The organism is Salidesulfovibrio onnuriiensis, from assembly GCF_008001235.1.
Lineage (GTDB): Bacteria > Desulfobacterota > Desulfovibrionia > Desulfovibrionales > Desulfovibrionaceae > Pseudodesulfovibrio > Pseudodesulfovibrio onnuriiensis.
Window position 1 is genome coordinate 1265209 of the sequence record NZ_CP040751.1, and the last position, 12728, is coordinate 1277936.

At 62.7% G+C, this 12728-nt stretch carries 10 protein-coding genes; 9 read left to right on the plus strand and 1 reads right to left on the minus strand.

The features are described 5' to 3' along the window. Window positions 1-25: 25 nt before the first annotated feature. Window positions 26-664, minus strand: coding sequence for a TetR/AcrR family transcriptional regulator (locus tag FGL65_RS05830; RefSeq protein WP_147820112.1), 639 nt, complete (start codon window positions 662-664; stop codon window positions 26-28). Between the two features lie 180 nt (window positions 665-844). On the opposite strand from FGL65_RS05830, the gene ispH reads away from it, so the two are divergent. The 9 genes from ispH (at window position 845) to FGL65_RS05870 (ending at window position 12675) form a co-directional block, all read left to right on the plus strand. Continuing rightward, window positions 845-1702, plus strand: a complete 858-nt coding sequence (gene ispH / locus FGL65_RS05835; RefSeq protein WP_147820113.1) for a 4-hydroxy-3-methylbut-2-enyl diphosphate reductase — start codon at window positions 845-847, stop codon at window positions 1700-1702. A gap of 769 nt (window positions 1703-2471) precedes the next feature. Further along, window positions 2472-2837, plus strand: a complete 366-nt coding sequence (locus tag FGL65_RS05840; RefSeq protein ID WP_147820114.1) for a molybdenum cofactor biosynthesis protein MoaE — start codon at window positions 2472-2474, stop codon at window positions 2835-2837. A gap of 87 nt (window positions 2838-2924) precedes the next feature. Beyond that, window positions 2925-4553, plus strand: coding sequence for an FmdE family protein (locus tag FGL65_RS05845; RefSeq protein ID WP_147820115.1), 1629 nt, complete (start codon window positions 2925-2927; stop codon window positions 4551-4553). Between the two features lie 86 nt (window positions 4554-4639). Further along, on the plus strand, window positions 4640-5719 hold the full coding sequence (gene moaA, locus FGL65_RS05850; RefSeq protein WP_348981322.1) for a GTP 3',8-cyclase MoaA: 1080 nt from the start codon (window positions 4640-4642) through the stop codon (window positions 5717-5719). Window positions 5720-5731: 12 nt separating this feature from the next. Continuing rightward, on the plus strand, window positions 5732-8623 hold the full coding sequence (locus tag FGL65_RS05855) for a bifunctional diguanylate cyclase/phosphodiesterase (RefSeq protein ID WP_147820116.1): 2892 nt from the start codon (window positions 5732-5734) through the stop codon (window positions 8621-8623). Window positions 8624-8748: 125 nt separating this feature from the next. Next, the gene (locus FGL65_RS18470; protein WP_250645585.1) at window positions 8749-9660 is read left to right on the plus strand and encodes a hypothetical protein; all 912 of its coding nucleotides are present in this window, start codon (window positions 8749-8751) and stop codon (window positions 9658-9660) included. A 476-nt stretch (window positions 9661-10136) separates the two neighbouring features. Next, on the plus strand, window positions 10137-11048 hold the full coding sequence (locus FGL65_RS18475; RefSeq protein ID WP_250645619.1) for a mechanosensitive ion channel family protein: 912 nt from the start codon (window positions 10137-10139) through the stop codon (window positions 11046-11048). Between the two features lie 19 nt (window positions 11049-11067). Then, a complete protein-coding gene (locus tag FGL65_RS05865) occupies window positions 11068-11820 on the plus strand; it encodes a fumarylacetoacetate hydrolase family protein (protein WP_147820118.1) in 753 nt (250 codons plus the stop codon). A 60-nt stretch (window positions 11821-11880) separates the two neighbouring features. After that, window positions 11881-12675, plus strand: coding sequence for an SPL family radical SAM protein (locus FGL65_RS05870; protein WP_187170554.1), 795 nt, complete (start codon window positions 11881-11883; stop codon window positions 12673-12675). Window positions 12676-12728 lie beyond the last annotated feature (53 nt).

Genomic DNA, 12728 nt, shown 5'->3' on the forward strand with positions numbered 1-12728 from the left:
CCTCAACGCACGATTCGACGCGATGCTAGGAGTCCCGGATTGCCTTGAGCCCGCCGATGGTGAACTTGACCATGTGGTCGGCGAACCGTTCCAGGTCTTCCTGGACCCGGGCCCGGGGCGGGGAGAGCCGGTCCGTGAGCGGGGTCATGACCAGGGGGTCGAGCAGCTGCCCCCAGATGCTCAGGGCGCAGTCCTGCACCACCTGCTCCACCGGGGCCACTTCGAGCATTTCCGCCACAATGCCGCGAAGCTCCTCCACGGCCGCCTGGACGTATTGCTCCACCAGCAGGTTCAGGTTTTCGCTGGGGTTGGCCACTTCCATGAGAAAGATGGACCAGTGGTCCGAAGCCAGACCCGTTGTCCCGTCCAGGACGTATATGTCGTGCAGCTTGCGGCGGATGTAGGCCTCGAGCCTTTGCTCGGGCGAGGCGTCGCCGTTGTATTCCCGCTGCCGGAAAAGCTCTGTCCGCCGGCCGATGACATGTTCCAGCACTGCGGTGTACAGGGTGTTCTTTCCGCCGAAATGGTAGTTGACCGCCGCCACATTGGCATTGGCAAGCTGGCAGATTTCGCGCACAGTGGCGGAGGCGAACCCCTTGGCTGCGAAAACCTTGACCGCGGCTTCCAGCAGTGCGGTCTTGGTATCCATGTCGTTTCTGCTCATACGTGCTCCCTCTTGTCTCAAAACGTTTAAAACATGCGTTTGAAACAAGAGAGTGTTCACGGAGTTGCGCGTTTTGTCAAGGCTGGAATAGTGTAAAGGGCAGAAACATGCCGGGAGTCAAGCAGGCAATTGTAAAAAAATGTTCTTGTATTTGAATAAAGTAATACATGGTGAGACAAAATGACGCGATTATCCGTACGGTTGGCTGAAACCGCCGGGTTCTGCATGGGCGTGGACCTGGCCCTGCAGCGGCTCGACAGGCTCATCGAGGAACTGGGCGGGCGGCCCATCCACATCCTCGGCCCCATCATCCACAATCCCCAGGTGCTGGAGCGTTACGCCCGGAAGGGCGTGGTCATTGCCGAAAAACCGTGCGACGTTCCCGAAGGCGGCCACGTGGTCATCCGCGCCCACGGCATCCCCCGCGAGGTGGAGGCCGAGCTGGAGGCGCGCAACATCACCATCAAGGACGCCACCTGTCCCAAGGTGAAGAAGGCCCAGGTCCTCATTGCCCGGCATACCCGGGATGGCCGCCATCTGCTGCTTTTCGGCGAAGAGGACCACCCCGAGGTGCGCGGGCTGATGAGCTATGCGGCCGGGGAGGCCTGCGTCTTCGGCGCTCCCGAGGAGCTGGACAAATGTCCCCTGGAAAAGGGCGGCAAGTATGTGCTGGCGGCCCAGACCACCCAGGACCGCGAGCAGTTCGACCGCCTGGCCGCGCAGCTCGACGCCGACCCCGGGCTGGACGTGACCGTGCTGCACACCATCTGCGACGCCACCAAGCTGCGCCAGAAAGAGGCCATGCAGCTGGCCCGGGAAGTGGACGCCATGGTGGTGGTGGGCGGCAAGAACAGCGGCAACACCCGCCGGCTGGCCCAGGTGGTCCTGGAACAGGGCACCCCGGTCGTGCATGTGGAGACCGCCGAGGAACTGGATCCCGATGCCTACCGGGCCGTTTCCCGCGTGGGCGTCACTGCCGGGGCTTCCACGCCCCGCGATCTGGTGGAGGCGGTCATCGCCCGACTCGAGTCTTTTTAAAGCCGCCCGAAAGGCCCATCTGCTTTGTTGCTGCAAAAATGCCGGGTCCTCACGTATTGTAGCATACGCTGCGGCCCGGCGTTTTTTTGCGCCGCGCATTTGAACCTTTCTGAACGGCTTTGATGTTTCCTGGCTGATGAGTTGGCTTGATGGCTCATGCTGGAGAAGTACCATGCCGGTCGTAAGGTGGAATGTGAATGCATCATGCCGATGATCGGAATTGAGCTTTTTGCAGCAACACAGCGATCATGCGTTTATGGATTGCCAGAAAAAGTGGGGCCAGGAGGTTCCGAAGACGGGCATTTCCGGAAGCTGCCTGGCCCCTAATATCAGTTGCGATCCGGACAGTGGAGGCGGGCCGCTGTCATGCTGCCCCGGCTCATGCTCCGGTGTAGCCTGGTGGAGGACAGGCTTGGGCTGCCGGAGGCGTTTGGAGCCGTTTTGCCGAACACTGTTTCCCGGTGTCTGTTTTCCATCCTTCGGACTCGGGCCTGATCCGCTTGCCGGATGGAATCGGGCTGGCTGGCACCGGGCCGGAACGCGCATGAGGGAGGAATGTTCGTTTTGTCTGCCGCGTAAGCTGTTGCCAATCCGATGGTTATTCCTTTTCTTATGATCGAGTATACACGGATCAAGGTCTGGTAGTATTATATTCCCCGATTCTAACGCCTTGTGATGAAGGGTCCGACCGGCCCGCCGCAGGTTGTTCTTGCGGCGAAAAGAGCGTAATTCTCGTCCGGCGTCTGAACGCAGCAAACAAGGAGCCGTCATGGATATAAGCAAGGAGATCGCCCGGCTGAAGCGGGAGCCCGGATTCAGCGACAACGTGGGCATGGTGCTGGTGCACAACGGCATCGTGCGCGGCTGGTCTCGCGCGGACCGCTCCACGGTGACCGCCATCGAGATCACCCCGGACTACGAGCGCATGGAGGAGATCCGCAAGGAGATCGAGGCCCGCAAAGGCATCTGGCGCGTGGTCTGCAAGGCCCATGAGGGCAGGATGCAGCCCGGGGACGACGTGCTCTTCCTCATTGTGGCGGGCGATATCCGCGAAAACGTCAAGGCCGCCCTTTCCGACCTGCTGGACAGGGTCAAGGCCGAGGCCGTGACCAAGCGGGAAATCTTCGCCGAATAGTTTTTCGATTTTCACGCAGTGCGGGCCGCCGGTTTGCGGGAGCTTCCGGCGGTCTGCCTTTGCCTGTCCCGTGCCCAAGGAGAGTTCATGAACATTGGTGAATACACGTTCGGGGAATTCAAGCGCCGTGCAGCGGAGTTCCACGGCTACCCAGCGCCGGGCCTGCTCATCGGCGGCTACATGGTGGCGATGGCCAAGCGCGAGATGCCGGAAGGCACCCTGTTCGACGTCATCGTGGAGACCGGAAAGTGCCTGCCCGACGCAGTACAGATGCTGACCCTGTGCAGCATCGGCAACAACTGGATGAAGATCAACAACCTGGGCCGTTATGCCCTGTGCATGTACGACAAGTTCACGGGCGAGGGCGTGCGCGTCTGGCTGGACGCCGCCAAGCTCGGCCCCTACCGGGAGATCCATGACTGGTTCCTCAAGCGCAAGGCCAAGCGGGACCAGGATTCGGACCGGCTGTTCCGGGAGATCGAGGAAGCCGGGGACACCATCTGTTCCCTGGAGAAAATCCGCATTCCGGGCCGTTTCCTCGGGCACAAGCACATGTCCGGGATCGACCTGTGCCCGTCCTGCGGCGAGGCCTACCCCACGGTGGACGGCGGCATCTGCCGCGGCTGCCAGGGCGAGGCGCAGCATGTTTCCCTGGAGCGGCGCATTGCCGAGACCTCGGATCCCGAGATGATTGCCGTGCCCGTGGAAGAGGCCGTGGGCAGGACCGCCCTGCACGACATGACCCGCATTGCGCCCGGCGAGAGCAAGGGGGCGGAATTCAAGGCGGGCCAGCGGATCACGGCGGGGGATGTCTGCCGCCTGCAGCAGATGGGCCGTTCCAACCTGTATGTGGAGGAGCTGGCCGACCCGGGCGCGGAATGGGTCCACGAGGACGAGGTGGCCGAGGCCTTTGCCCGGCGCATGGCCGGGCCCGGCGTCGAGTACGACCTGCCCGCCCACGAGGGCAAGATCAATTTCCGGGCCAGCTGTGACGGCCTGCTGACCGTGGACCGGGAGCGGCTGGAGGCCTTCAACCTGGTGCCCGACGTCATGTGCGCCACCCGGCAGGGCGATACCGTGGTGCAGCGCGGCAAGAATCTGGCCGGGACCAGGGCCATCCCCCTGTATCTTTCCCTCAGGAACCTCAGCAAGGCGCTGGCCGTGCTGGGCGAGGAACCGCTTTTTTCGGTGCTGCCCCTGCGCAAGGCAAGGGTCGGCGTGCTGGTGACCGGCACCGAGGTGTTCCAGGGTCTGATTGAGGACAAGTTCATTCCGGTTGTGACCAGCAAGGTACATGCGCTAGGCTCCGAGGTGGTGGCCACGGACGTGGCCCCGGACGACCGCGCGGCCATTGCCGACCGCGTCCGGGGGCTGCTGGACAAGGGCGTGGACCTCATCGTGACCACGGCCGGTCTTTCCGTGGACCCGGACGACGTGACCCGTCCGGCGCTGGTGGACGCGGGCCTGGAGGATTTTCTCTACGGCGCGCCCGTGCTGCCCGGGGCCATGACCCTGGTGGGCCGCATTCGGGACGTGCAGGTGCTGGGCGTTCCGGCCTGTGCGCTCTTTTACAAGACCACCAGCCTCGACCTGCTGCTGCCGAGGCTGCTTGCGGGCAGGACCGTTTCCCGCAGGGATCTGGCGCGGCTGGCCGAGGGCGGTTTCTGCCTGGGCTGCCGTACGTGCACCTTCCCCAAGTGCCCCTTCGGGAGGTAGGCTGCCCGTTGTTTTTCTGCTCCCGGCGCATGCGCCGTGGTGAGCGGCCTTCGCAGGGCGAAGGGTTTAACGAGGAGATGAAAAAGATGTCTGAAGCCCCATTGACCGATCAATACGGCCGCAGGGTCAGCTATATGCGGGTCAGCGTCACCGACCGCTGCAACCTGCGATGTAGATATTGCGTGAGCCAGGATATGGAGTTCATTCCTCACCCCACCATCCTGCGCTACGAGGAGATCCTGGACCTCATGGGCATCGGCGCATCCCTGGGGGTGGACAAGATCCGGTTCACGGGCGGGGAACCGTTCGTACGCAAGGGCTTCATGGATTTCCTGGAATCCGCCGCCGAGCGATTCCCCGGGGTGGAGCTGTGCGTGACCACCAATGCCACGCTCATCGAGCCGTTTATTCCCCGGCTGGCCGCGTCCGGTGTCCGGCGCGTCAACATCTCCCTGGACACCCTGGATCCGGACAAGTTCGAGCGCATCACCGGACGGCCCCTTTTCCGCGAGGTGCGCGCCAATATCGACCGCGCCGTGGAGGCGGGGCTGAACGTCAAGGTCAACGTGGTGGCCATGGGCGGCGTGAACCAGGACGAGTTGCCCGGTTTCGTGGATTTGGCCCGCACCCTGCCCATAGACCTGCGGTTCATCGAGTTCATGCCCATCGGCGACGGCACCCGCTGGTCTCGGGATTCGGTCTGGCTGGCCAAGGACATCCTCGCCGGGGTGTGCGAACTGGCCGAGGTGGAGCCGGTCAAGGGCGAAAAACGCAACCGGGGCCCGGCCCGCATGTACGACCTCAGGGACGGCAAGGGCCGCATCGGGATCATATCGCCCTACAGCAACCATTTCTGCGCCTCCTGCAACCGTCTGCGACTGACCTCGGACGGCAACCTGCGCACCTGTCTCTTCTCGGACCGGGTCTACCGCCTGCGTCCGGTCCTGCGCCATCCCGCGCTGGGGCTGCCCTTTGTGGACCGCATCATCCGCGCCGCCACTCAGGAAAAGCCCATGGGCCACAAACTGCTTGAATCCATGCCCTCGGGGGCGGGGTGTGTCACACGCGCATGTCGGCCATCGGCGGTTGAGCAGAGGCTTATAATCATTGCCTGTTTTATTGCGGAAACCTTGAAGATTCTGTTATCGTGCCTTGACCAAGCATAGGTGCGCCCGCAGATGTATACCTTTTTGCAGAACATAAGAATCAGCTCCCGCCTCATGGTGGGCTATTCGCTGCTGTTCATCGTGGCCTTTGTCACGGCCGGCTTCATCGTCCATTCCCTTGTTCGCGACGTCCTCAAGCAGAGCATTGAAAACGAACTGCAGGTTTCCACGGACACGGTGGTCAACATGGTGGAAACCGCGGCCTCGGTTTCCATCAAGAATCGGTTGCGCGCCATTGCCGAAAAGAATCTCGAAATCGTCACCAATATCTATCAGCAATACGAAAAGGGCGACCTGGACAAACAGGCCGCCATGCGGAAAGCCTCGGATATCCTGCTTGGACAGACCATCGGCGAGACCGGCTACATTTACTGTCTGGACGGGAAGGGGATCGTCCGGGTTCATCCGATGCGGGAGTTGGTGGGGGAGGATATCAAGGACCTGGACTTCATCCGGGAACAGCTGGAGCGGCGCAACGGCTTTCTGGAGTATCAGTGGAAGAGCCCCGGGGATGAACGCCCGAGGCCCAAGGCCCTGTACATGGTCTCTTTCGATCCCTGGGACTGGATCATTTCCGTGTCCGCCTATCGTTCGGAATTCACCACTCTCGTGGACGCCGAGGACTTCCGCGAGAGCATTGCCCGGCTCCGGATGGGCGAGTCCGGGTATTCCTTCATCGTGGACGGCTCCGGACGGACCGTCATCCATCCCTTTGCCGGGGAGAACCTCTTCGACCTGGCCCGCGCCCAGGGACGGGATACCGTGCGGGACCTGCTTTCCCGCAAGTCCGGAAGCATTCTCTACCAGTGGAAGAACCCCGGCGAAGAACAGGCCCGGGACAAGATCCTCGTCTTCCGCTATCTCCCCGAGTTCGACTGGATCGTCTGCTCCACCAGCTATGTGGAGGAGATGTACGCCCCCCTCCGGAAGCTTTCGTGGATCATTCTTTCCACCGGCCTGGCGACCCTGCTGCTGGTGCTGTCCATCAGTCTGGTGCTGGGCAAGAGCGTCACCAAGCCCCTGTACCGGCTCATGAGGGATTTCGAGCGGGCCGCCGACGGCGACCTGAGCCTGCGCAGCGGCATCGAGAGCCGGGACGAGGTGGGCCTGCTGGCCCGCCAGTTCAACATGTTCATGGGACGGCTGGAACTTTCCCGCGACGCCCTGGAAAAGGAAACCGAGGTCCGGGAGGAAGTGGAGTACCGCCACAAGTTGTTCGAGAAGGTCTTCGAAAGCGCCCTGGAGGGCATTCTCATCACCGACAGGGACGCCCGGATCGTGGCCGTGAACCCGGCTTTTTCCGCCATCACCGGGTACGAGCCCTACGAGGTCATGGGCCATACGCCCCGGATACTCAAGTCCGACCGGCATGAGCCGGAATTCTTCCGGAGAATGTGGGACGACCTGGCCGATTCCGGACGCTGGACCGGCGAGATATGGAACCGGCGCAAGAACGGCGAATCCTATCCGGAGATCATGTCCATCAGCGCCATCCGCGACGTGAACGGCGAGGTGACCCATTACGTCTCGGTGTTCCACGACATCACGGACATGAAGCTCCAGGAGGAGCGCATCCAGTTCCAGGCCTATCATGACGCCCTGACCGGGCTGCCCAACAGGGACCTGCTCTGCGACAGGCTCACCGTGGCCATTGCCCATGCGGCCCGCAAGGACGTGCGGGTGGGGCTTCTGTGTATCGACCTGGACAACTTCAAGAACGTCAACGATTCCCTGGGGCACGCCAAGGGGGACCATCTCCTGCAGGAGGTGGGCAACCTGCTCTCCCTGGAGCTGGGAGCGGACGCCACCGTGGCCCGCCTGGGCGGCGACGAGTTCGTGATCATGGTCGAGGGCGAAGTGGACGCGCGGGGCATGGCGGACTACGGCAACCTGATCCTTTCCCTGTTCCAGAAGCCGTTCAGGCTGGAGGGCGAGGAATTTTACATCACCCCCAGCATCGGCATGACCCTGTATCCCGATGACGGTGACGATCCCGGCACGCTGATCAAGAATGCGGACATGGCCATGTTCCAGGCCAAGGAGAGCGGCAAGAACTCCTACCATCTGTTCACCCCGGCCATGAACGACAAGGTCAGCCGGCGGCTCAAGATGGAAAGCGACATGCGCAAGGGGCTGCGGCGCGACGAATTCATGGTCTACTACCAGCCCAAGATCGATCTGTGCAATCACTGTGTCAGCGGCATGGAGGCCCTGGTGCGCTGGATCCGGCTGGACGGCAGCCTCATGAATCCGGGCGAGTTCATTCCCCTGGCCGAGGAGACCGGGCTGATCGTGGAGATCGGGGAGCGCGTGCTGGACAAGGCCTGCGCCTTCCTGCGCCTGCTGGACGAAACCGAGTACAGGGGCCTTTCCGTGGCCGTGAACCTCTCGCCGCTCCAGTTCCGGGAAAAGGACTTGGTGAGCATGGTGGCCCGAACCCTGAAGATACACGAGCTGCCGCCCGAGCGCCTGGAGCTGGAGATCACGGAATCCACCCTCATGAAGGACGTGGACGAGACCATCCGCAAGCTCAACGAGCTGGTGGACATGGGCATCCGCATTTCCATCGACGACTTCGGAACCGGATATTCCTCGCTCTACTATCTCAAGAATTTCCCCATCGACACCCTCAAGATCGACCGTTCCTTTGTTCGCGACATCAACGAGGACCCCAACGACGCCCAGATCGTGCAGACCATCACGCTCATGGCCGAAAACCTGGGCATCGGCGTGGTGGCCGAGGGCGTGGAGACCAGGGAGCAGGAGGCACTGCTGCTGTCCTTCGGCTGCGCCCAGGCCCAGGGGTTCCTGTACAGCAAGCCCCTGCCCGGCACCGAGTTCGAATCGTTCCTGCGGCGGCTGGGCGAGCAGCCCTGCAAGCCGAAATCCCCGGCCGGTTCCTGACGTTCCGGGGCTGGCGTTTCGTACGGGCCCGGGACTTGAAAATAATGCCGTTGTATCATTGTTGATGTCGGGGCATTGTGCCGGTCTTGCAGCCCATGTCGTTTTGCGCCGCCCGAGGAGGAACCATGGCCCGGAAAATCCCTGTCTTTGCCGTCCTGCTGATCCTTGTCCTTTCTGTGGTCCCGGTCCGGGCCCAGACCATGTTCATGACCACGGGCAAGTCCGCCAAGGCTCCCCGGGAGATCGTCATCCCGCCGGACGCCACCCCCGAGCAGGTGGGCGAGATCCTCGGCGGCATGAGTGACGAGCAGGTCCGTAAGGTGCTGCTGGCCTATCTCAAGAAGGACGCCGCCAGGCAGGAGGCGGAAAAGGAACGCACGGGCATCCGGGCGCAGCTCGACGCCATGCGCGACAAGCTGGGGCATGTGCGGGCCCGCGTCGAATACGTGCTTTCCGGGGCCGCGCTGGTGCCGGCCCTGTATCCCAAGCTCCTGGGATCTTCGGAGCCGGAAGAGCGGCGCATGCCCCTGGGACGGCTGTTGCTGGGGCTGGCCGTGCTCACCCTGCTCTGGTTCGCCACCAAATGGCTGTTCAAGAGGATGACGGTTGGGCTGCGCCGGGATATCGACGGCACCCCCGCGAGTCCAGCTGGTTCCACAGGGCCGGGAGGCTGTTCCTTCGTCTGGGAATCGACATCGGGACCCTGCTGGCGGTTATGGCCCTGCTGGGCGTCATCTACATGGTTTTCTTCCACGATCCCATGCGCCAGCGGCCCCTGCTGCTTGTCTGGCTCCTGGCCGTTCTGGTCCATGAGCTGTTGCGCATGGGCGCGCGTTTTCTTTTTTCCCCGAGCGCTCCGGCCTTGCGTCTCGTTCCCGTGCCGGACCAGGGCGCAGTGCGCCTGTTCCGCTATGCGGAGGTCATCGGCTGCGAACTGGCCCTCGGGCTGCTCCTGGTGGGCATTGTCCAGCTGCACGGCAGCAGCGAGGCCCTGTATCTTCTGGTCATTTCCTCCCTGGGCTTCCTGGTGGTCCTGACCCTCGGGGCCATGGCCCTGGGCCATGCAAGGAGCGGGGCCGAGGCCCTGCGCCGGGCTTTCCCTCCGGGTACGGTCCGGCATCGGTTGGCCTCCTCGTGGCACTGGCTCACCGTGGCCTATGTCCTGGGCTTCTGGGCCTTCTGGGTCATCGACCTGCTGGCCTTCGGCTACGGGGCCATGGTTTCCGGGGTCCTGACCCTGGTGGCCGTTCCCGTGTACCTGTTGCTGACATGGGTGGTGGACCGCACCGTGGTTTTTGCAGGGGAACTGGCCAGGGGCGCGTTGCTGGAGGAGGGGCAGGAACCCGCCGACCCGGCCACGGACTTCCTGGTCAAGGAGGACGGCAGCCCCCTGGTGACGGAATGCCCGGTGGCCCGCATGCGCCGCTTCCTGCACAAGATGTTCAGCGTGGTGCTTTTCTCCACCATGGTGCTGGTCGTCCTGCGGATATGGGGCATTGACCTGCCCGTTGCCATGCGGGTGGCCGAGGGCGCGCTCAGCGTGCTGGTGACCCTGGTGCTGGCCTATATCTTCTGGGCGGTCTCCAAGGCGGCCATCGAAAAGAAGCTGCGCGGCCAGGCAGAAGCGGACGAGGAAAGCGAGGAGGGCGGCGCGGGCGGCGACAGGCTGACCACGCTGCTGGAGCTCCTGAAACGTTTCATCTTCGCGGTGCTCATCGTGGTGGTGGTGCTCATCGTGCTCTCCAGCCTGGGCGTGGATACCGGCCCGCTGCTGGCCGGAGCCGGGGTGTTCGGCATCGCCATCGGCTTTGGGTCCCAGACCCTGGTCAAGGACATCATTTCCGGCGTGTTCTTCCTCATGGACGATGCCTTTCGGGTGGGGGATTACATCCAGGTGAGCAACGCCAAGGGCACGGTGGAGCAGATTTCCGTGCGTTCCATGAAGCTGCGCCACCATCTGGGCATGCTCTATACCATCCCGTACGGCTCCATCAAGGAAGTGCGCAACATGACCCGCGACTGGAGCATCATGAAGCTCGAGTACCTGGTGCCGTTCGACACGGACATCCAGCAGGTCAAGAAGATCGTCAAGGAGATCAACAAGGAGATCAAGTCCATCCCGGAACTGGCGGGCGGCATGCTCACGGACATCAAGTCCCAGGGTGTCAAGGCCATGGAGGAATACGGCATGCGCATGCGCATCAAGTTCATGACCAAGCCGGGAAGCCAGTTCACCATCCGCAAGCTCATCCTGGCCAAGTTGCGTAGGAAGTTCGAGGAGCACGGCCTGCAGTTCGCCTACCGCAAGGTGTCCGTGGCCCTGCCCGAGGAGATCAAGAGGGATCCGGAAAAGGTGCGCCAGGTCGGGGCGGCCGTGGCCCAGGCCATCGAGGAAGAGGAAAACGCGGCGGATGAACAGAAGTGACGGGGAGGCGGGCTGAGAGATGAAGATCGTTCGATTCCAATATGCGGGGGAGGTGCGCTACGGCGTGCACGAGGACGATTCCGTCCGCCTTGCGGAGGGGACTCCGTTCAGCGGCTGGAAGCTCGTTGACGAGCGGGTCGCCCCGGGCGAGGTGAGGCTCCTGGCGCCGTGCGAGCCGAGCAAGGTAGTCTGCATCGGGCTCAACTACGTGGACCATGCCGCCGAGCTGAACATGGCCCTGCCTGACGAGCCGCTCATGTTCCTGAAGCCGCCCACGGCGGTGTGCGGGCCCGGCGATACCATCGTCTACCCGGCCATGACCGGCAACCTGCATTACGAGGCCGAACTGGGCATCGTGATCGGCGGGCGGGCCAAGGACATCCCCGAGGACGAGGCCCTGGGATGCGTGCTGGGCTACACCTGCGCCAACGACGTCACGGCCCGCGACCTCCAGGCCAGGGACGGCCAGTGGACGCGCTGCAAGTCCTTCGACACCTTCATGCCCCTGGGGCCGTGCATTGAGACCGTGTTCGAGCCGGACAATGCGGCCATACGGCTGACGCTCAATGGCGAGGAAAGGCAGTCCTCCAACATCTCCAATTTCATCTTCAAGGTTCCCCGGCTGGTTTCCTTTGTTTCCCAGGTCATGACCCTGCTGCCCGGTGACGTGATCATCACGGGCACGCCTCCGGGGATCGGTCCCATGGAAAGGGGCGACAGCGTGCGCGTGGAGATCGAGGGCATCGGCGCGCTGGAGAATCCCGTCGGCTGACGGAAAAGATCAAGCCCCTTGTCTTGCTTTCATGTATGGTCGCTGCAAAGGAGGCCAGCCGTGAAAGTGACCACCTGCTCCAAACGGCCCATTCTGGAGCCCTGCGGCCTGGAAAATCTCAACTACCAGATCGACCCGTACGTGGGCTGCGGCCACTACTGCCGCTACTGCTACGCCCTGGCCCGGGCGGAAACCGACTGGCGTGAAGAGGTGCGCATCCATGGGGACATCGTGGGGCAATTGCGGCGGGAGTTGGAATCCGTCGAGCCCCAGATCATTTACATGGGCTACAACACGGATCCCTATCAGCCCGTGGAGGCCGAGCAGCTGCAGACCCGCAAGGTGCTGGAGCTTTTCATGGAGACCGGCCATTCGGTGAGCTTCCTGACCAAGTCAGACCTCTTCGTGCGCGACCTCGACCTGTTGACGCGGATGATGGAGGCCCGCGCGAGCATTTCCGCAGCCTTCACCGTGGATGAGGTCCGCGAACAGTTCGAATACAACACCACGCCCACACACAAGCGTATGGCGGCGCTCAAAAGGGCCAGGGAGGCCGGACTCAAGACCTCGGCGCTGCTCTGCCCTATCATTCCACATATCACGGACGTCATGACCCTGGTGGAGCAGCTTGCGCCCATCACCGACACCATCTGGATCTACGGGCTGAACATCAGCGACCGTGGCGGGCTCAACTGGAAGAACATGGAAGCCATTCTCGGCAGATATTTTCCGAACCGGAAGGACCGTGTGGTGGAGGCGGTTTTCGACCGGGAACATGCCTATTGGAAGGAGCTGCGAAGCCGGCTGGAGGCCCTGCGGCAGGAAGGCATGCCGGAGCTGAGGATACATATTTAAAAAAGCCCCCGTCCGCATACGCGGTCGGGGGCTTTTTTTATTGTTTTTTGGAC